Origin of the sequence: Corynebacterium ulceribovis DSM 45146, from assembly GCF_000372445.1 — a bacterium.
GTDB lineage: Bacteria > Actinomycetota > Actinomycetes > Mycobacteriales > Mycobacteriaceae > Corynebacterium > Corynebacterium ulceribovis.
Map to the genome: position 1 here is coordinate 749,992 of NZ_AQUY01000001.1, position 19,052 is coordinate 769,043.

Annotated in this window: 19 protein-coding genes; 17 read left to right on the forward strand and 2 right to left on the reverse strand. The window is 59.6% G+C overall.

All coding sequences use genetic code 11. From position 1 onward, the window contains the following. Positions 1–2: 2 nt before the first annotated feature. Complete coding sequence (locus A3EC_RS0103455; RefSeq protein WP_040428068.1) at positions 3–245, forward strand: KH domain-containing protein; 243 nt, start codon at positions 3–5, stop codon at positions 243–245. A gap of 3 nt (positions 246–248) precedes the next feature. Here A3EC_RS0103455 and A3EC_RS0103460 read toward each other — a convergent pair whose 3' ends face one another. Beyond that, positions 249–1,742, reverse strand: a complete 1,494-nt coding sequence (locus A3EC_RS0103460) for a DUF1846 domain-containing protein (protein ID WP_018023775.1) — start codon at positions 1,740–1,742, stop codon at positions 249–251. A 128-nt stretch (positions 1,743–1,870) separates the two neighbouring features. Between A3EC_RS0103460 and rimM the strand changes: the two genes are divergently transcribed. The 13 genes from rimM (at position 1,871) to A3EC_RS11250 (ending at position 15,376) form a co-directional block, all read left to right on the forward strand. Continuing rightward, positions 1,871–2,383: a ribosome maturation factor RimM gene (rimM, locus tag A3EC_RS0103465; RefSeq protein ID WP_018023776.1), complete on the forward strand. Its 513-nt coding sequence runs from the start codon at positions 1,871–1,873 to the stop codon at positions 2,381–2,383. A 4-nt stretch (positions 2,384–2,387) separates the two neighbouring features. After that, positions 2,388–3,557 carry a tRNA (guanosine(37)-N1)-methyltransferase TrmD gene (gene trmD, locus A3EC_RS0103470; protein ID WP_018023777.1) on the forward strand — a complete coding sequence of 390 codons (1,170 nt, stop codon included), beginning with the start codon at positions 2,388–2,390 and terminating at the stop codon, positions 3,555–3,557. Between the two features lie 25 nt (positions 3,558–3,582). Then, complete coding sequence (locus A3EC_RS0103475; RefSeq protein ID WP_018023778.1) at positions 3,583–5,925, forward strand: Tex family protein; 2,343 nt, start codon at positions 3,583–3,585, stop codon at positions 5,923–5,925. 177 nt (positions 5,926–6,102) lie between these two features. Further along, entirely contained in the window at positions 6,103–6,447 is a 345-nt protein-coding gene (gene rplS / locus A3EC_RS0103480; RefSeq protein ID WP_026162154.1) for a 50S ribosomal protein L19, read from the forward strand. Positions 6,448–6,533: 86 nt separating this feature from the next. Further along, positions 6,534–7,808, forward strand: a complete 1,275-nt coding sequence (locus A3EC_RS0103485) for an alpha-amylase family protein (protein WP_018023780.1) — start codon at positions 6,534–6,536, stop codon at positions 7,806–7,808. A 56-nt stretch (positions 7,809–7,864) separates the two neighbouring features. After that, positions 7,865–8,611, forward strand: coding sequence for a signal peptidase I (gene lepB, locus A3EC_RS0103490; protein ID WP_018023781.1), 747 nt, complete (start codon positions 7,865–7,867; stop codon positions 8,609–8,611). Continuing rightward, positions 8,608–9,246: a ribonuclease HII gene (locus A3EC_RS0103495; protein ID WP_018023782.1), complete on the forward strand. Its 639-nt coding sequence runs from the start codon at positions 8,608–8,610 to the stop codon at positions 9,244–9,246. The genes lepB and A3EC_RS0103495 overlap by 4 nt, the downstream gene beginning before the upstream one ends. After that, a complete protein-coding gene (locus A3EC_RS0103500) occupies positions 9,243–9,548 on the forward strand; it encodes a DUF2469 domain-containing protein (RefSeq protein WP_018023783.1) in 306 nt (101 codons plus the stop codon). The genes A3EC_RS0103495 and A3EC_RS0103500 overlap by 4 nt, the downstream gene beginning before the upstream one ends. A 145-nt stretch (positions 9,549–9,693) precedes the next feature. Further along, entirely contained in the window at positions 9,694–10,047 is a 354-nt protein-coding gene (locus A3EC_RS0103505) for a YraN family protein (protein WP_018023784.1), read from the forward strand. Continuing rightward, positions 10,047–11,633 (forward strand): YifB family Mg chelatase-like AAA ATPase, encoded by a 1,587-nt coding sequence (locus A3EC_RS0103510; RefSeq protein WP_018023785.1) that lies wholly within the window; start codon positions 10,047–10,049, stop codon positions 11,631–11,633. The genes A3EC_RS0103505 and A3EC_RS0103510 overlap by 1 nt, the downstream gene beginning before the upstream one ends. Then, positions 11,623–12,780 carry a DNA-processing protein DprA gene (locus tag A3EC_RS0103515; RefSeq protein WP_026162155.1) on the forward strand — a complete coding sequence of 386 codons (1,158 nt, stop codon included), beginning with the start codon at positions 11,623–11,625 and terminating at the stop codon, positions 12,778–12,780. The genes A3EC_RS0103510 and A3EC_RS0103515 overlap by 11 nt, the downstream gene beginning before the upstream one ends. Positions 12,781–12,789: 9 nt before the next feature. Continuing rightward, positions 12,790–13,680 (forward strand): tyrosine recombinase XerC, encoded by an 891-nt coding sequence (locus A3EC_RS0103520; protein WP_040427902.1) that lies wholly within the window; start codon positions 12,790–12,792, stop codon positions 13,678–13,680. A 115-nt stretch (positions 13,681–13,795) separates the two neighbouring features. Further along, positions 13,796–15,376, forward strand: a complete 1,581-nt coding sequence (locus A3EC_RS11250) for an alpha/beta fold hydrolase (RefSeq protein WP_018023788.1) — start codon at positions 13,796–13,798, stop codon at positions 15,374–15,376. 26 nt (positions 15,377–15,402) lie between these two features. Here A3EC_RS11250 and A3EC_RS0103530 read toward each other — a convergent pair whose 3' ends face one another. Continuing rightward, on the reverse strand, positions 15,403–15,942 hold the full coding sequence (locus tag A3EC_RS0103530) for a M23 family metallopeptidase (protein ID WP_211206058.1): 540 nt from the start codon (positions 15,940–15,942) through the stop codon (positions 15,403–15,405). 413 nt (positions 15,943–16,355) lie between these two features. Between A3EC_RS0103530 and rpsB the strand changes: the two genes are divergently transcribed. From rpsB to pyrH, 3 genes are all read left to right on the forward strand, one after another. Then, positions 16,356–17,192 carry a 30S ribosomal protein S2 gene (gene rpsB / locus A3EC_RS0103535; protein ID WP_018023790.1) on the forward strand — a complete coding sequence of 279 codons (837 nt, stop codon included), beginning with the start codon at positions 16,356–16,358 and terminating at the stop codon, positions 17,190–17,192. Between the two features lie 81 nt (positions 17,193–17,273). Then, positions 17,274–18,131 (forward strand): translation elongation factor Ts, encoded by an 858-nt coding sequence (gene tsf / locus A3EC_RS0103540; protein ID WP_018023791.1) that lies wholly within the window; start codon positions 17,274–17,276, stop codon positions 18,129–18,131. 140 nt (positions 18,132–18,271) lie between these two features. After that, a complete protein-coding gene (gene pyrH, locus A3EC_RS0103545; protein WP_026162157.1) occupies positions 18,272–19,006 on the forward strand; it encodes a UMP kinase in 735 nt (244 codons plus the stop codon). Positions 19,007–19,052: the final 46 nt, after the last annotated feature.

Consider the following 19,052-nt stretch of genomic DNA (forward strand, 5'->3'; position numbering starts at 1 on the left):
CTATGACCGATTCCACTACTTTGGCTAACGCTGCCGCGCACCTTATCCGCGGGATTGTCGACAATCCGGATGATGTTGATGTCACCGTCACCGGGCATGGCCGCCGCGAAACCATCGAAGTGGTGGTGCACCCAGAGGACGCTGGCCGCGTCATTGGCCGTAAAGGCCGTACCGCCCAAGCCCTGCGCCAAGTCATTGGCGCGATGGCTGGGCATAACGTCCGCGTCGATATTGTCGAACGCTAACCGCTACTTCCGGTAGAGAGACTTGCGGGCAAATCGTGGCTCGCAGGTCACTTCCACGCCCAAGTTCCGGAAGATTCCCTCATCCACGGAACCCAGAATCGTGGTGGTGTGCACGTCACAGCCCCGCAGATTCTGCAGCTGACCAAGCGCTTGGCGCGCATAGTCATCCGAACTTGCGGACACGGACAGCGCAATAAGCACTTCGTCGGTATGCAGCCGCGGGTTCCGGCTCCCCAAATGCTTCGTCTTCAGCGTCTGAATCGGTTCAATGGACGACGGCGACAGCAACTGAATTTCCGGGTCAATCCCCGCCAACTGCTTCAGAGCATTGAGCACCATCGCCGCGGAACAACCCAGCAGCGCCGACGTTTTACCGGTGACAATCGTGCCGTCGGCAAGCTCCATGGCGGCGGCCGGGCTGCCGGTTTGCGCCGCCAAGTCCAGCGCTGGTGCAACCACAGCGCGGTCCGTGGCTTCGATGCCCATTTTGCCCATCAGCAGGTTAATCCGCTCCGAGACAGTGTCATCGGTGTCATTGCGCGCTTCATCAACGACCGCCTTGTAGTAGCGGCGAATCACTTCCTGCTTACCGGCCTCCTGGCACACTGCATCGTCATTGATGCAGTAGCCCGCCATATTCACACCCATATCGGTCGGTGACTGGTAAGGCGACGATCCAGCTAGCTTCTCCAGCAGCAGCTTGAGCAGCGGGAACACTTCCACATCGCGGTTGTAGCTGGTGACCCGCTTGTCGTAGGCAGCCAAATGGAACGGGTCGATCATATTCATATCGTCCAGGTCCGCGGTGGCGGCCTCATAGGCCTCGTTGACTGGGTGGTCCAGCGGCAGGTTCCAAATCGGGAAGGTCTCAAACTTGGCGTAGCCAGCTTGCTTACCGCGCGCATACTCGTGGTACACCTGCGACAGGCAGGTCGCTAGCTTGCCTGAACCCGGCCCCGGCGCAGTGACCACCACCAAATCGCGGGAAGTTTCCACATAGTCGTTGCGACCGAATCCCTCTTCGGACACCACCAGCTTGGTATTCGATGGGTAGCCCGCGATGGTGCGGTGCACCGCGACTTTCAAATCCAGTCGTTCTAGGCGCTCCTTGAACATGACGGCCTGCCGGTTATCGTCATCCATCTGCGTCAACACCACGTGCTCAACTAAAAAGCCACGTTCCCGGAACACGTCAATAAGCCGCAGCGCATCCTCCTCATACGGGATGCCCAGGTCAGCGCGAACCTTCTGCCGCTGCAGGTCATGCGCGTTGAGACAAATGAGGATTTCGACTTCATCGCGCAGCTGTTCGAGCATGACAATCTTGTTGTCTGGCGTGAATCCCGGCAGCACACGAGAAGCGTGCATATCGTCAAAAAGCTTCCCACCCATTTCTAGGTATAGCTTCCCGCCGATCTGGTCGCGACGTTCTTGGATATGGTGCGACTGCATATCGATGTATTTTTGCCGGTCGAAACCGATTTTGTGCGCGCTCATACAGCAGGGCCTTTCCGGGTAGCTGGCCTAACTTAAACCGCAGCACAGTTTAGCAACCCGCTCAGACAGCACCGGAACCTAAGATTCATCGCGGAGGGATAGTAGCGCGATGGCTAAGCTTGGTACTCATGGAATTGCGTATTGGGCATGTGGTCAAATCCCACGGCATTAAAGGCGAAGTGGTCGTCGAAGTCACCACCGACGAACCCGAGGTGCGCTTTGCCGTCGGCGAAGTACTCACCGGCCGCCAAGGCCGCAAAGAACACGAATTGACCATCGACACCGCTCGGGTCCACCAAGGCCGACTGCTCATTAAATTTAAGGAAGTGCCAGACCGCACCGCCGCCGATAGCCTGCGCGGCACCAAATTCATCGCCGCCCCGCTTATTGACGAAGACGATGACGGCTTTTACGACCACGAACTCGAAGGCCTCCGCGTCCTACATGACGGCACTGACATTGGTGTAGTCACCGGCGTCATGCATGTGCCGGGTCGCCAGATCCTGGAAGTGGAACTAGACGGCGGGGACAATAGCGGCAAAGAAGCACTCATCCCATTCGTGCACGACATTGTGCCGGAAGTCGACTTGGACGCCGGCTGCGTAGTTATCACCCCGCCAGACGGACTGCTGGAGCTCTAACACCATGCGCCTAGACGTTGTCACCATCTTCCCCGAGTACCTCGAACCACTGCGCCACGCACTGCTCGGCAAAGCCATCGAATCCGGCATTATGCAAGTCGGTGTGCATAACCTGCGGCAGTGGGCCAGCGGTGTGCACCAAGCCGTAGACGATTCACCATACGGCGGCGGGCCCGGCATGGTCATGAAACCAGACGTGTGGGGGCCAGCGCTCGACGACGTATTGCACCGCAGCGGACCGGCCGCCGACACTGAAGACCTTGGCAGCGCCGTGCCACACGTACGGGGCATGGCAGACGCAGCGGCGATGAGCACCTGTGAACGCACCGTCGGCGAAGACGCACCAGAAGGCACCGCCGACACCCGCCCGTTGCTCATTGTTCCGACACCAGCGGGCACCCCATTTACCCAAGAGATGGCGCAGCGCTGGGCGAAGGAAGAACGCATCGGCTTTGCCTGCGGCCGCTACGAAGGCATCGACCAGCGTGTCGTCGATGACGCGGCTCTGAAGTGGCGGGTCGAAGAAGTCTCCATTGGTGACTACGTCCTCGTTGGCGGGGAAGTGGCGGTGCTGGTGATGGCGGAGGCGATTGTCCGGCTGATCCCCGGGGTGCTGGGTAACAAGCGCAGCCACGAAGAAGACAGTTTCTCGGATGGGCTCCTCGAGGGCCCGAGCTACACCAAACCACGCACCTGGCGGAACTTTGACGCCCCCGCAGTGCTGCTGTCGGGCGACCACGGCAAGGTGGACATGTGGCGCCGCCGCCAATCCCTGTTGCGCACTGCTCGCCGTCGCCCAGAACTGCTGGATCACGCCGAGTTTTCCGCCGCTGACCAAGCCTTCGTCGATTCACTGCGCACCGCTACAACCGACTTGTCGATCTTGATTAGCCCGCAGGACTGGGCGGCGGCTGTGCCAAAAATCCACTCGGAATTGACCGCGCAGCACCAACTGATGGACCTCGACGTGCAGGTTCAGCACAATTTCTGCGAGACCGACAATATGCTGATGGACCAATATATGGCCACACATGAATCGGCCCCATTGCATGAGCAACTTCACCTTGTGAAACTCCAGGTCTACGGTCCGCCGCTGCCGGTAACCGTCACTAAGCTCATTACTGACCTGCTTCCGGAAGGAACCAACTGGTACGGCACCACTGTCGGCGACTGAAACCCCGCCCACTAAACTTGGGTGAATGATTTCAGCGACCATTGCTGCCGAACTGACCGCCGGAACCGTGAAGGTTTCGGAACCGCAAGTTGCCGCCGCCCTGAAGCTGCTGGCCGAAGGCAACACCGTGCCGTTTATCGCCCGCTACCGCAAAGAAGCGACCGGCGGGCTGGACGACACCCAGCTGCGCACCATCGAAGAACGCAACAGTTACCTGACCGAGCTGGCGGAGCGGAAAGAAACCATCACCGCGGCCATTGCTGAGCAGGGCAAACTCACCGACGAGCTCGCCGCGGCGATTGCTGCCTGCGATACTAAAGCGCGCCTGGAAGACCTCTACCTGCCGTATAAAAAGCGCCGCCGGACCAAAGCCGATAAAGCCCGCGAAGCTGGGCTGGAGCAGTTGCTTGATGACGTATTGGCTGACCGCACTATCGACCCCGTCGCGGCCGCGGAAAAATTTGTCACCGAAGGTTATGGGGATTCCAAAGCCGTCCTAGACGGGGCCAAAGCCATTGTCATCGACCGGATGGCAACTGACGCGGACCTTGTCGGGCAGGTGCGTGACACCGTGTGGCAGCAAGGTGAGGTAACGGCCAGTGTTGTTGCTGGTCAAGAGGACTCCGGGAAAACGTTCCGCGACTACTTTGACCACACTGAAGATCTACGGACCGCGCCGGGCCACCGCGTGCTGGCCATGCTGCGCGGGGAAACCGAAGGTGTGCTGACTCTTGGTATCGACGCGGGCGATGACTTGGTGTACCAGCAGATGGTTGCTGATGCGATGGACCTGCATCCGACCGGCGGTGCGTCCGATGATTGGGTCGCTGAATGTGTTCGCTCTGGTTGGCGCACCAAGCTGCGGGTGTCCACCGGCGTTGATATTCGGATGCAGCTGCGCGAAAAGGCTGAAGCCGATGCCGTCGGTGTTTTCGCCCGCAACCTGAAAGACCTGCTGTTGGCCGCGCCTGCTGGTCAGCGTGCAACCTTGGGGCTCGACCCGGGATACCGCAATGGTGTGAAATGCGCCGTGGTCGACCAGACCGGTCAGGTGTTGGACACCGTGATTGTGTACCCGCACTCCGGCAAATGGGACCAGTCCCGCGATACGCTGGCGAAACTGGCGGCAACCCACCGGGTGGAGCTGATTGCAGTGGGCAACGGTACGGCCTCGCGTGAAACCGACAAGCTGGCTGGGGAAGTGGCCGACATGATTGCCGCAGCTGGTGGGGCGCGCCCCAATGCGGTCGTGGTGTCGGAGTCCGGTGCATCGGTGTACTCGGCTTCGGAGCTGGCGGCGCAGGAGTTCCCAGAAATGGATGTGTCGCTGCGTGGCGCGGTGTCGATTGCCCGCCGACTGCAGGACCCGCTGGCGGAGCTGGTGAAGATTGACCCGAAGTCGATTGGTGTGGGCCAGTACCAGCATGATGTGTCGCAGACGAAGCTGGCCCGTGCGCTGGATGCGGTGGTGGAAGACGCCGTAAACGCGGTCGGTGTGGAGGTAAACACAGCGTCGGCACCGCTGCTGCGTCGGGTCGCTGGCATCACTGAGACGATGGCGCAGAATATTGTCGCCTACCGCAATGAAAACGGTGCTTTCGCCTCGCGTATGGAACTGCTGAAGGTGCCGCGGCTGGGGCCAAAGGCGTTTGAGCAGTGCGCGGGCTTCTTGCGGATTCATGGCGCGAAGAACCCATTGGATGCTTCCGCTGTACACCCGGAAAGTTACGGCATTGCTGAAGCTATGGCGAAGCAGGCAGGGACTGATGTTGCGGGTCTGATTGGTAATTCCCGGCTGTTGGCGACCTTGAAGCCATCTGACTTCGCCACCGCCGAGGCGGGCATCCCGACGATTGAGGACATTCTCGCGGAGCTGGATAAGCCGGGCCGCGACCCACGACCAGAGTTCAAAACCGCCACATTTAAAGCTGGCGTCGAAAAGCCCTCTGACTTGGTGCCGGGAATGATCCTGGAAGGCACCGTCACCAACGTGGCGGCCTTCGGCGCTTTCGTTGATATTGGAGTGCACCAGGACGGTTTGGTGCACATTTCGCAGCTGGCAGACCGGTACGTCGCCGACCCGCATGATGTGGTGAAATCCGGCCAGGTGGTGAAGGTGCGGGTACAAGATGTCGATATTGACCGCGGCCGCATTTCCCTGACCATGAAGCTTGCCGACGAACAGGGCGGCGGTTCCCGCGGTGGGCAACGTGGCAGGCAGCGCAGTGACGCTCGCGATGGTGGGCAGAGCCGTGGTGGCGGACAGCGTGGCGGCCGTGGTGGCCGTGGAAACCAGCGTGGCGGACAGAGCAGCCCGGGTGGCGGCTCAATGGCTGATGCGCTCCGCAAAGCAGGGTTCGGACAGTAACTGGTTTTGGGTAGGAACTTGTTTTGGGTTTTACCCTGGCTTTATGCGATAATCCATTAGTTGATTACCTGCGCGGGTCCTGCCGGGCGGGTAGCACATGCCATGACTCGGGCACGAACCGGCCAAGCACCTGCGGTGATGCTAGGTTCCTCTGTCCAGATTGAAAAGGAACATTCCATGACTAACTTGATTGACAAGGTTGATGCTGCCTCCCTGCGCAGCGACATCCCAGCTTTCCGTCCAGGCGACACCGTCGACGTGAACGTGAAGGTTATCGAAGGTAAGAACGAGCGTATCCAGCTGTTCAAGGGCGTTGTGATTCGTCGCCAGGGCGACGGCATCCGCGAAACCTTCACCGTCCGCAAGATTTCCTTCGGCATCGGTGTGGAGCGTACTTTTCCAGTGCACTCCCCAAACATCGACTCCATTGAGGTTGTCACCAAGGGTGCGGTTCGCCGCGCGAAGCTGTACTACCTGCGCAACCTGCGCGGTAAGGCTGCCCGCATTAAGGAACGCCGCTAATCGCTGGCTGTTTCTTGGCATAAATCCCGTCCACCTGCTCGTTCAGGTGCGGCGGGATTTTTCTATTTCGGCATAAGCTAGAAAGCATGAACTGGATCGACCATGCCATCTGGTGGCACATTTACCCTCTCGGCTTCTGCGGCGCGCCGATTCACGACGCCGACCGCACCCCAGCGCACCGCATTCAGCGGCTAGGCGGCTGGCTGGATTACGCCATCGAGCTAGGAGCATCCGGGATTCTGCTGGGGCCGGTTTTCGATTCGCTGACCCACGGCTACGACACGCTCGACTACTTCCGGATTGACCCACGGCTCGGCGACGAGGAGGATTTCGACTGGCTTATCGCTGAGTGCAAGCGCCGCGGACTGCGAGTCCTGCTTGATGGTGTGTTCAGCCACGTCAGCGACCGGCACCCACTGCTCCAACAGGCTCTTGTCGAGGGGCCGACGTCTGAGGCCGCGGAAATGTTCGACATTGACTGGAACGCGCCAGGTGGTCCGGCGCCGCGTGTCTTTGAGGGGCACGGTCAGCTTGCCCGCTTGAACCACCACAGCCCGAAAGTGGAAGACTTCGTCGTCGACGTGATGACGCATTGGCTTGAGCGCGGTATCGACGGTTGGCGTCTGGACGCTGCCTATTCAATTGATGCTGGGTTCCTTTCCCGAGTGAACCAACGCGTCAAAAAGCGTCATCCGGAAGCATGGATTCTTGGTGAGGTCATCCACGGCGACTACCCGCAATTTGTCGCTGAATCCGGGGTGGATTCCGTGACGCAGTACCAACTGTGGAAGGCCATTTGGTCGAGTATTAAGGACCAAAACTTCTTTGAATTGGATTGGGCGCTGCAGCGGCATGCGGAGTTCCTACAGGCTTTCACGCCAAACACCTTCATCGGCAACCACGATGTCACGCGGATTGCCTCGCAAGTAGGCCAAGATGGTGCCATTGTCGCAGCGACAGTGCTGATGACCATTGGCGGCATTCCTTCTATCTACGCCGGCGACGAGCAGGGGTTCACCGGGGTGAAGGAAGAAAATATTCACGGCGACGATGCGATCCGGCCAACGTTTCCGGAATCACCAGAGGAATTGTTGCCGCTTGGGGAGCGAACTTTGCGGGCCTATCAGGCGCTGATTGCTATCCGTCGACAGCATCCGTGGTTGGTTGATGGTGTCACGAGCGCGGTCAAGCTAGAAAACCAGGACTACCACTATCGGGTTGGTGAACCTGGTGGCGGTGACCACTTGGATGTGCAGTTGACGCTGCGCGACGGAGACGCTGCCGGTGAGCCGAAGGTGACCATTGCGGTGGCTGATGCTGACGGCGGCCAGCTGTGGCGCTACGACTCTGATGATGCGTAGCAGATACATAGTCGAGCGAAATAGGCTGTCTGGGGCCGCTGCTATAGTGTGAAAACGTGTCAGAAGCAGAAAACCCACGAGCCGACGAACCAGAGGTTGGCACCGAAAGCACCGAAGCAAAGCGCAGCCGACCTTGGTGGGTGGAACTGCCGATCATTATTGTGGCGGCGCTGCTGCTGTCCTTTATGATTCAGACCTTTATCGGCCGGATTTACCTGATTCCGTCGGAGTCGATGGAACCGACGCTGCACGGCTGCCAAGGCTGTGAGGGCGACCGGATCTGGGTCGACAAAATGGTTTACGACTTCAACGAGCCGCAGGTCGGTGACGTGCTGGTGTTTAACGGCACGGACTCTTGGAACCAGGGGTATGTGTCGAATCGCTCGGAAAATCCAGTGCTGCGCGGCGTGCAAACCCTCGGCTCCTACGTTGGTCTGGGTGCGCCAGACGAAAACGCTTTGGTTAAGCGCGTGATGGCCACCGAAGGTCAAACCATTCGGTGCCTGCCTGGTGACCCCGGTGTGATGGTCGACGGCGTGCTGGCCGACACCTCGATGACGCTGCAGCCGCCGCAAAACCCTGTCGATGAACTGACTGGCTCGGACCAGTGCGGCGGGCCATACTTTGGGCCAATTACCGTGCCAGAAGACCAACTGTTCATGATGGGCGATAACCGCACGAACTCGGCGGACTCGCGCTACCACATCGGTGACGAATTCCAGGGCACCATTCCCGTGGACCAGGTCGTCGGTAAAGTGCGGGCCATTTTGTTGCCTGTCGGACGCACCGGTGGGGTCAAGTGACCGACTCGGAACAGCTGCGCTCCGCTGGGGTGCAGCTCATTGCTGGGGTTGATGAAGCTGGTCGCGGCGCGTGTGCTGGTCCGATGGTCATTGCCGCCTGTATTTTGCCGCCGCAGCTGCATGATGGGTGGCTGGGGCTGACCGACTCCAAGAAGTTGACCCCCAAACGCCGCGATACCTTTTACGACCTGATTGTCGCCGAAGCAGTGGCATGGAGTGCAATTGTCATTCCGCCCGAGGACATTGACACCCTTGGGTTGCAGCAGATGAATATCGGTGGGATGCGGCGCGCCGTGGAGGCGCTGCAGCCAGCGCCGGAGCATGTGCTCACCGACGCGTGGCAGGTGCCGGGGCTGACGATGCCGATGACGAATATTATTGGCGGCGATGCGCAGGAGCTTTGTATTGCGGCTGCGAGTGTCATCGCCAAAGTGACGCGAGACCGAATTATGGTGGAATACGATTCTGCCTACCCCGGTTATGGGTTCGCAGGTCACAAGGGGTACGGCACTGCCGCGCATGCGCAGGCAATGCGCACTCAAGGGGCCTGTGCCATTCACCGGATGAGTTACGCGAATGTGCAAAAAGCACAGGCAGTTTTTGAAAAGCACGAGTTACGGAAGGAATTGGCATGAGCACCGAAGACCTCGACAATTACGAGGCAGAGGTTGAACTGTCGCTGTACCGCGAATACCGCGATATCGTCAGCCAGTTTTCCTACGTCGTAGAGACCGAACGCCGTTTCTACCTCGCCAACGCCGTAGAACTCATCCCGCATGAAGCCGGTGGCGAAGTCTATTTCGAAATCCGCATGTCTGATGCTTGGGTGTGGGACATGTATCGCCCAGCACGTTTTGTGCGCTATGTCCGCGTGATTACCTTCAAGGACGTCAATATCGAAGAGCTGGATAAGCCAGAACTACGCATGCCGGAGTAAGCGCCACAGGAGCGACTTATTCACACCAACCGGGTTGTCCACAGTGGCGGCCCGGTTTCGGCGTTCGTGGCGGTTTGTAAGCCGACGGTCGTGGTGTGGTTAGGGAGCAACGCGCATCCCTTGCTCACACCTGAAAGGCCAGCCCATGTCAGTTATCCACGAAACCGGCCGCATCGGCGAAGAAACTGCCGCGCAATACCTCCGCGGCCGCGGCTACGAAATCCTCGGTCGGAATGTTCACGTTGGCCCCGACGAGTTGGACATTATCGCCGAGCGTGATGGCCTGCTTGCTTTCGTTGAAGTCAAAACCCGCACCAATGACACCTTCGGCGATGCCATCAGCGCAATTGACGAACGCAAATTACGCCGTATGCGCCGCGCCGCCGTCCGCTGGTTCGCCAATCAGGAACAATACTGGCCGGAAGTAACCTTTGACGCCATTGTGGTGACCAATGCGGGTGGCCACTGGTGCTGCAAGCACTATGAGCAGGTGGCCTAATGGCAGTAGGAGTTGCACATTCGGTGGCACTGCAAGGTATCGCCGGAACCGTAGTCACCGTGGAAGCCGACGCTGGCCATGGCCTGCCCGGCATTTCGATTGTCGGCTTAGGTGATACCGCAGTTGCCGAGGCGAAAGACCGCATTCGGATTGCTTGCTTGAACGCGGGGCTGGGCTGGCCGAAAACGAAGGTGGTGCTGTCTCTGTCGCCGGCGTCACTTCCAAAACACGGCAGTGGCTTTGACCTAGCGATGATTGCGGCAGTGCTCGATGCCCGCACCGACGTATCGGACCAGATGCACGCCCGCATCGCTGGCACCATGTTCCTCGGCGAAGTTGGCCTGGACGGCACCGTCCGCGCCATCCCCGGTGTGCTGCCCGCCGTTCGCGCCGCCAGGGAAGAGGGCTGGCGCCGTTTCATTGTTCCGGCCGCAAACCTGCAGGAAGCATTGCTTGTTGACGGAATCGAAGTCGCAGGTGTCGCACACCTCGAGCAGCTCGGTCACTGGCTCACCACAGGTGCAGGCCTTAATAGCGCTGATGCCACAGCGGTTCACTATGTGACGCCGTCTCCACCGGCGAAAGCCGATCTGGCGGATGTCATCGGTCAACCACTGGCACGCCAAGCTGTAGAAATCGCCGCGGTGGGCGGCCATCATCTACTGATGATTGGACCACCCGGCTCCGGCAAGTCCATGCTCGCGTCCTGTCTGCCCGGAATTCTTCCGCCACTGTCGCCGGAAGCACGCTTGGAACTATCCGCAGTGCATTCGGTAGCTGGACTGCTGAACCCACAGCAACCCGTTGTGTTCCATCCGCCGTTCATTGCGCCGCACCATTCCGTCACCCGCAGTGCCCTTATCGGCGGTGGCTCGGGAGTGCCGCAGCCCGGCGCGGTCAGCTTGGCTCATTGTGGTGTGTTGTTCTTGGATGAAGCTGCAGAGATTGCGGCTGGGGTTTTGGATAGTCTGCGAACCCCTTTGGAACTGGGTGAGGTGAGTTTGACGCGGTCGCGCTATCAAGTGACGTATCCGGCGCAAGCGCAGCTGGTGATGGCTGCGAATCCGTGCGCCTGTGGGGCAGCAGAGCCATCGTCATGCACATGCGCGTCGACGGTGCGGCGACGGTATAACAATCGTTTCTCCGGCCCGCTGCTCGACCGCATAGATTTGGTGGTACCAACAGCCAAGCCAGTCGCAGCCATTACTGATGACACTGCGGAATCTTCGGCAATTGTTGCCGAGCGCGTGGCTGAAGCCCGCCAGCGTGCCGATGCGCGGTGGCGCAGCGCGCCAGAACTGGCGGCAGATGTCAGCAGCCGCACTGTGATGGGAATCAGGGATCTGCGCACTGCACAGATATCTGGCAAATTGCTGCGTCGGCATTTCCCAGGCGATGAGGCTGCTATGGCCTTTTTGCAAGCTCAATTGGCGCTCGGCCAGATCAGTCAGCGTGGGGTGGACCGTACCTTGCGGGTGGCGTGGAGCCTTGCGGACCTTGCTGCCCGTCAGCAACCGACCATCGATGACGTCGCTGGCGCGATCGCGCTGCATGAGTACATCTCTGAGCTGAACAATGTCGCATAAACGTCAACAAGCGTGGGCCTATCTTTCCCAGGTCGCTGAACCTCCCAACTACCTCCTGTCGCAACTATTGACCGCCGAGGGCATCGACCCGGTGGAGCTGGCGCTACGCATCCGGGACCGCCGAAACCTGCCGGAACCATTGTTGTCCGCGACCGAAACCCGTGCGTCCGCAGTTAACCCGCAGCAGATGCTTGCCGATGGTGCCGCCGCAGACGCACGCCTCATTACTGCTGATGACCCCGATTGGCCGGGGGACTTGCTCGCGGATGCCTTCGCCCGGATTGATACCAGCCGTGACAATGCGGTTCCACCGATAGCGTTGTGGGTGTCCGGCCGGGGCGACCTTGCCGCGTTGACGGAGCGAGCTATCACCATTGTTGGCACGCGGGCAGCGTCACGATACGGCGATAGTATTGCGCGGGAGTTCGCCGCGGACCTCGCTGCGACCGGGTACACAGTGGTTTCCGGTGGGGCACTGGGCATTGATGCCGCGGCACATCAGGGCGCATTGTCCGCCGGCGGAGCCACAATCGCGGTCGCAGCGCACGGCCCGGGCGTGGTGTACCCGCAAGCCAACGGGCCAATGTTTGAAAAGATCCGCGCCAGGGGCGTGGTGGTGAGTGAATATGCACCAGGTCAGCGGCCCCACCGTCATCGCTTTTTGACGAGAAACCGCCTAGCGGCCGCCTTTGGCCAGGCAACCGTGCTGGTCGAAGCAGGCTTTCGGTCGGGTGCGCTGAGTACCGTGTCCTGGGCGGAAGCGATGAATCGCCCAGTTGCGGCAGTGCCCGGGCCGGTGACTTCGCGCATGTCGGTAGCTGGGCATGAGCGGATTCGAGAGCAACGCGCGGTGTTGGTAGCTAGCGCCGGGCAAGTTCGGGAGCTAGTAGAGACCGTGGGTTCGGTGCCAGAAGGCGAGCAGTTGGCTTTGGAGATGACGCAGTCGGCGTCGGAATCGATTGCGGGGCAGCTGTCTCGGTCGGAGCTGCGAGTCTTTGATGCGCTGGAGCTGCGCAAGGCGGTGAGAGCTGAGGACGTTGCGCCGGTTGCTGGTCTTGGGATTGCACTGACTGTGCATATGCTGGTGGCTTTGGAACAGAAGGGGCTTGTGGTGCGGGAGGGAAATAAGTGGCAGCGTTCCGGCTAAGCTACGGGTATGGCCACTGTCGAAGCGATCATTGAGGAGTACCTGGATTACCAGCGGCTTGTACGCAACCGCAGCCCGCATACGCTACGGGCGTATGCGACGGATCTCGCCGCAATGAGCGAAGGGCTGGGGGATATAGCGGAGCTGACGACCGCGCATCTGCGCCGATGGCTTGCGCAAGGCCAGCGCGATGGATTGGCTCGCACCACCATGGCTAGGCGGACATCGACGTGTCGGTCGTTTTGCCAGTGGGCGGTGCAACGGGAGTACATGACATCTGACCCCGCAGCTCGACTAGCTTCTCCACGGGCATACCGGACGCTGCCAGAGCACGACCGAGCAGAGCAGTTAACTGAAATCTTGCAAGCCGCAGAAGAACTTGCCACTGCCGATAATCCCATCGGGCAGCGCGATGTTGCGGTGCTAGAAGTGCTCTACGGCACGGGTATCCGTGTGTCGGAACTGTGCGGTCTTAATACCTCTGACATTGATTTCCATGCTCGGACGTTGCGGGTGCTGGGCAAAGGAGCTAAGCAGCGCACGGTACCGTTTGGTGTCCCAGCAGCTAAGGCACTGCAACGATGGCTCGATGACGGTCGAAAGCAGCTAGTGCAGAACAATTCCGGGCAGGCACTCTTTTTAGGGGCGCGCGGTGGCCGCCTCAACCCTCGTCAAGCTCGAGACTTTGTCCATCGGCTCACTGGGGCAGTGCCTGGTGCGGAATTGTCGCCACACGGGCTTCGGCACTCCGCTGCCACTCATCTGTTGCAAGCCGGGGCAGACCTGCGCGTGGTCCAGGAACTACTGGGGCATTCCAGTTTGGCAACCACACAGATTTATACCCATGTGTCGCCGGAACGGTTGCGGGCTGCTCATGCTCAGGCGCATCCGCGCGCGTAGCTGCACAATTGTTTACACCCGCTCGGGGGTAATGAGAATCGCCCCTATTAAGCCTGAAAATGCCTTTAGATAGTGTGAAGTCACACTTAACTACCGAAAGGATTGCGGACCCGCAATGAAGTTGTCCCGTCGATTGACTAAGGCCGTCACCATTCCGGTTGCTGCTGCTGCGATGATGGCCACTATCGCAGTTACTCCAGCAACAGCAACCCCGGCGGGACAGAAATTAACGTGGGGTGCGTGCCCTGAGCTCACTGTCGCAGATAAGCGCGCTGAATGCGCCACCTTCAAGGTGCCAGTGGACTATTCCAAACCGCAGGGTAAAAAGCTCACCATCACGATGAGCCGCATTCCTGCCGAAGGCGGCCCTAGCCAGCGCCGCGGCGTGATCGCCGGTAACCCTGGCGGCCCAGGTGGCAGCGCGCTGGGAATGTTCGCTTCCTCCGAATCGATGAAGGACCCAGCGAATGAGGGCCAGATTGTGCTGCCGAAGCAGCTGCGTAATCAGTATGACTTGATTGCGGTGCAGCCACGCGGTCACGCCCACGCTGGCAATGTCACCTGTGATTTCCAAGGACTTCCGGGGACGTTCGTCGCTCAGGCTGGTCCAGCGGCGTTCTATCACGCCTGTGAATCCTCGAGCCCAGGCGTGGTGCAGCACATCACAACCGCCAACACCGCCCGCGACCTAGACGTCGCCCGTCGTTTGCTCGGTGAAGAACAGCTGAACCTCTACGGTGTGTCCTACGGCGGCGCACTGATGTCCACTTACGCCACGATGTTCCCGCACCGCACGAATCACACGATTTTGGATTCGAGCATTGCGCCATCAGATGTTTGGTTCCAGCTGGGTGCTTCGCGGTTGCCAGCTCGCCGGGAAGCCCTCAATGCTTACTTCCAGTGGATTGCGGACCGTGACCACATCTACCACCTAGGTAAGACTCCATTGCAGGTGTACCGGAAGTGGGCGCACCGGATTAACCGTGAAGTAGGCCGACCAGCGGAAGTAACCCCACCTCCAGCAAAGGTTGGCGATCTGCCTGCAGGGCTTAAGCAGCATAAAGAAGCCGCGTTGCCACTGATGAACCAAGTGCTCCCAGTACAGCACCGCACCGAAAGCTTCTTCGGTAGTTTCCAAGCGGCCCCAGGCGTGACGATGGGGTCGCCAACCTATCAACTGACTGTCTACGGTGCGCTGTACAACGAAAGCAGCTGGGACCAGACCGCAAAATGGTTGCGGGATGGTCTGCCAAAGCAGATGACTAACCCGAAGCTGACCCCGAAGCAGATTCAAGAAATCATGCTGCAGGTCAATGCTGGTGCAGTCGTTGAACGAGCCATTTTGTGCAATGAAAATGCCACCCCAGCGCACCTAGACCGCCTGCCACAGCATCTAGTCAACGCTTGGACTGGCGGCGACATTATGGACGTAGTCGAAAATGGCATCGCCACCGGCCAGGTATGTGCAGGCTGGCCAAAGCCTCGTCCTTTCCGCCCTGTCACCGGCACGAAGCTGGAAAAGAAGCCAATTATTCTCGGATACAGCAAAGACAATGCGGTGACCGGTAAGGCCATCCACGAAGTGCAACGCGTGATGGGCGGCGAAAAGATTGTCATTCAAGGACGTAGCCACGGTGTGCTGGTCCATGACACCGACAAAGTTGCCGACCGCATCGTTAACTACTTCAACTCCTAACCGATCTGCGGCAGCGCCCTCGGGCGCTAGCCGTCCAGAATCCGCGGCGGCACCAGCCGAACTTGCCGCGGACGAAGCAATGACAGCGGATTGAGATAGACCTCGCCACGGCGGGCTCCCCAGTGGAGTCCGTCGTGTTCGTCATTTCGGCGCAAAACTCCAACTGGTTGCCCTTTGCTGACCTGCATTCCCCGCCGCAACGACGTTGTAACCGGCTGGTATGTCGTGCGAATCCCATCGGCGTGCATTACTGAGACCACCGGGGTGCCGGCCACCATTCCCGCGAAGTGCACCACGCCTGCAGCTGAAGCCACCACCACACTCCCGTCAGCTGCCGCCAAGTCAACACCACGATGCCCAGGTAGCCAATTCTTTAGTGGCGGGTCGTAGTCGCGAGTCACCGCCCCCGCCGTGGGTTTGCGATGCCACACTTTGGCTGCTGCCGCGTACGTTTCTGGCGATGCCGCCAGTTGAACCGCCATTACTAGTGCCGCCAGCACGAGCCCAATAGCCCGGTTGATGGCGGTAAACGTCGATACGCGCGGTTGGGGCGAAAATAGGTGCATACCGCAACCTTGGCGCACTACACAGACCACTGGGCTTGGCGACGAACAAACGGAGGCACACGGTGGGGAAAGCTCGGTGATTGTGGATAACGTATCGGCAGGGGCTGCATTCGAGTGTGGGGGAGCAACACTCCGAAGCCGGTGGATTGAATTTGCAGTCTTTAACCGGCTATAGTTGCCGGTGCAGTGTGCCGCGAATTTGCGGCTGCTGACTTCGCGTGCTTTCAATTCGCATCCTGATGGCGCGGTCCCGAATCCGACACAATCGCGGTGACGGGTGCCGTTAGGGCAGAAAGCACCAGGGTGTGGGATAAAAACCCACACAATCGACCTAACCGTACATTCGTGAGAAAGCGAGGAAGGGGAGTCTCCGGCAGAAGCTACTGCCAAATATGGAACTTCCCTGAAACAATATGGCTGTTATCACCATGCGTGAGCTGCTTGATGCCGGCGTGCACTTCGGTCACCAGACCCGCCGCTGGAACCCAAAGATGCGTCGTTTCATCTTCACCGACCGCAATGGCATCTACATCATTGACCTGCAGCAGACCCTGACCTACATCGACGAAGCATACGAATTCGTCAAGGAAACCGTCGCTCACGGCGGCAACATCCTGTTTATTGGCACCAAGAAGCAGGCTCAGGACTCCGTCGCTGAAGCTGCTGAAGCTTGCGGCATGCCATACGTCACCCACCGCTGGCTCGGCGGTATGCTGACCAACTTCCAGACCGTCTCCAAGCGCTTGGCTCGCCTGAAGGAACTGCAGGCCATGGACGCAGCTGAGGACGGCTACGAAGGCCGCACCAAGAAGGAAATCCTCATGCTGACCCGTGAGCGCACCAAGCTGGAGCGCACCCTGGGCGGCATCCGCGATATGGCTAAGGTTCCTTCCGCACTGTGGATCGTGGACACCAACAAGGAACACATCGCCATCTCCGAGGCGAAGAAGCTGGGCATCCCAGTTGTGGCCATCCTGGACACCAACTGCGACCCAGACGACGTGGACTACCCAATCCCAGGCAACGACGACGCAATCCGCTCCGTCGCTGTGCTGTCCGGCATCATCACGAACGCTGTTCAGGCAGGTCGCGCCGCTAAGGCTGAGCGTGACAACGCTGCTGCCAAGGAAGCTGCTGGCGACGCTGGCGAAGCTGAGGTCGTCCCAGCAGAGGCAACCGAGGCTGCTGCTGAAGCACCAGCAGAGGCACCAGCTGAAGCTGCAACCGAAGCTCCAGCAGAACAAGCCTAAGTCCGGCTTAACCTTCCGCCGTGCCTTACTCTGATACGGCACGGAAATCTCACCCCTAACTAACGAGGAGGATCGCCCCCGATGGCGAATATCACCGCAGCTGACGTTAAGAAGCTTCGCGAGCTCACCGGCTCCGGCATGAAGGCTTGCAAGGATGCTTTGGTGGAGTCCGATGGTGACTTCGACAAGGCCGTTGAACTGCTGCGCATCAAGGGTGCCAAGGACGTTGGCAAGCGTGCAGAGCGCACCGCTGCTGAAGGCATCATCGCGCAGTCCGGCATGACCCTGGTCGAGATCAACTCCGAAACCGACTTCGTTGCCAAGACCGGCGAATTCATCGACTTCGCACAGGCTGTTGCTGACGCTGCTGCTGCAGTCAAGGCCAACACCCCAGAAGAGCTGGCAAAGGTTCAGGTCGACGGCCTGGACGCTGCTGAAGCACTGGACCGCCTGTCCGCAAAGATTGGTGAAAAGCTGGAACTGCGTCGCGCAACCACCCTGGAAGGCGACAAGTCCGCTGTCTACATGCACCGTCGTTCCGCTGACCTGCCACCATCTGTTGGTGTCATCGTCGCGTACACCGGTGAAGGTGACGAAGCTGCTGAGGCTGCACGCGGCGCTGCAATGCAGGTTGCTGCACTGCGCGCAAAGTGGCTGTCCCGCGAAGATGTCCCAGCTGACATCATCGAGAAGGAACGCGCTATCGCGGAAGAAATCACCCGCGCTGAAGGCAAGCCAGAAAAGGCAATCCCTAAGATTGTCGAAGGCCGCCTGGGCGGCTTCTACAAGGACTGGGTCCTGCTGGAGCAGCCATCTGTTGCTGACAGCAAGAAGTCCGTTGGCGACCTGATGAAGGAAGCTGGCGTTGAGCTGACCGCTTTCGAACGCTACGAGGTTGGCCAGTCTGCAGAAGCTGCTGAAGCAGACGCAGAAGCTTAAATAGCACCCACGTTAAAACCGACTTCCCGCTCCCAAACGGAGTTAGGGCAAGTCGGTTTTTTCCTGCCTTCAGGTAAACTTCCTGAAGAGCAATTTTCCAAACACAATAACGGGAAGGTACTGCAGATATGACTGCGGAAATGTCGGAATCCTCCGAAAGCCTAGAACGCACCGGCTACAAGCGCGTCATGCTCAAACTGGGCGGCGAAATGTTCGGCGGCGGCAAAGTAGGTGTGGATCCCGACGTCGTGGAGAACGTTGCTCGGCAGATCGCGGACGTTGCCCGTAACGGCGTCGAAGTCTGTGTCGTCATAGGCGGCGGCAACTTCTTCCGCGGCGCAGAATTGCAACAGCGCGGCATGGACCGCCCACGCTCGGACTACATGGGCATGCTCGGCACCGTGATGAACTGCCTGGCACTGCAAGACTTCCTGGAACAGCAAGGCGTCGAAACTCGGGTGCAGACCGCCATCCAGATGACTCAAGTCGCAGAACCATACCTGCCACTGCGCGCGAAGCGTCACTTGGAAAAGGGCCGTGTTGTCATCTTCGGTGCCGGTATGGGCATGCCGTACTTTTCGACGGATACCACTGCCGCACAGCGCGCACTGGAAATCGACTGCGAAGTGCTCCTGATGGCCAAGGCCGTCGACGGTGTCTACTCCGACGACCCACGCGTGAACGCGGATGCAGAGCTGTTCCACGAAATCACTCCACGGGAAGTGATCGAACAGGGTCTGCGGGTTGCCGATGCCACCGCATTCTCGCTCTGCATGGACAACAATATGCCGATTCTGGTGTTCAACCTGCTGACCGAAGGCAACATTGCCCGCGCGGTCGCTGGTGAACGCATCGGTACTTTGGTGCAGTCCTGATAAGTTAGCTGCTGGTGCGCATTTGGCGCTCGGCACGCTGTCCTAA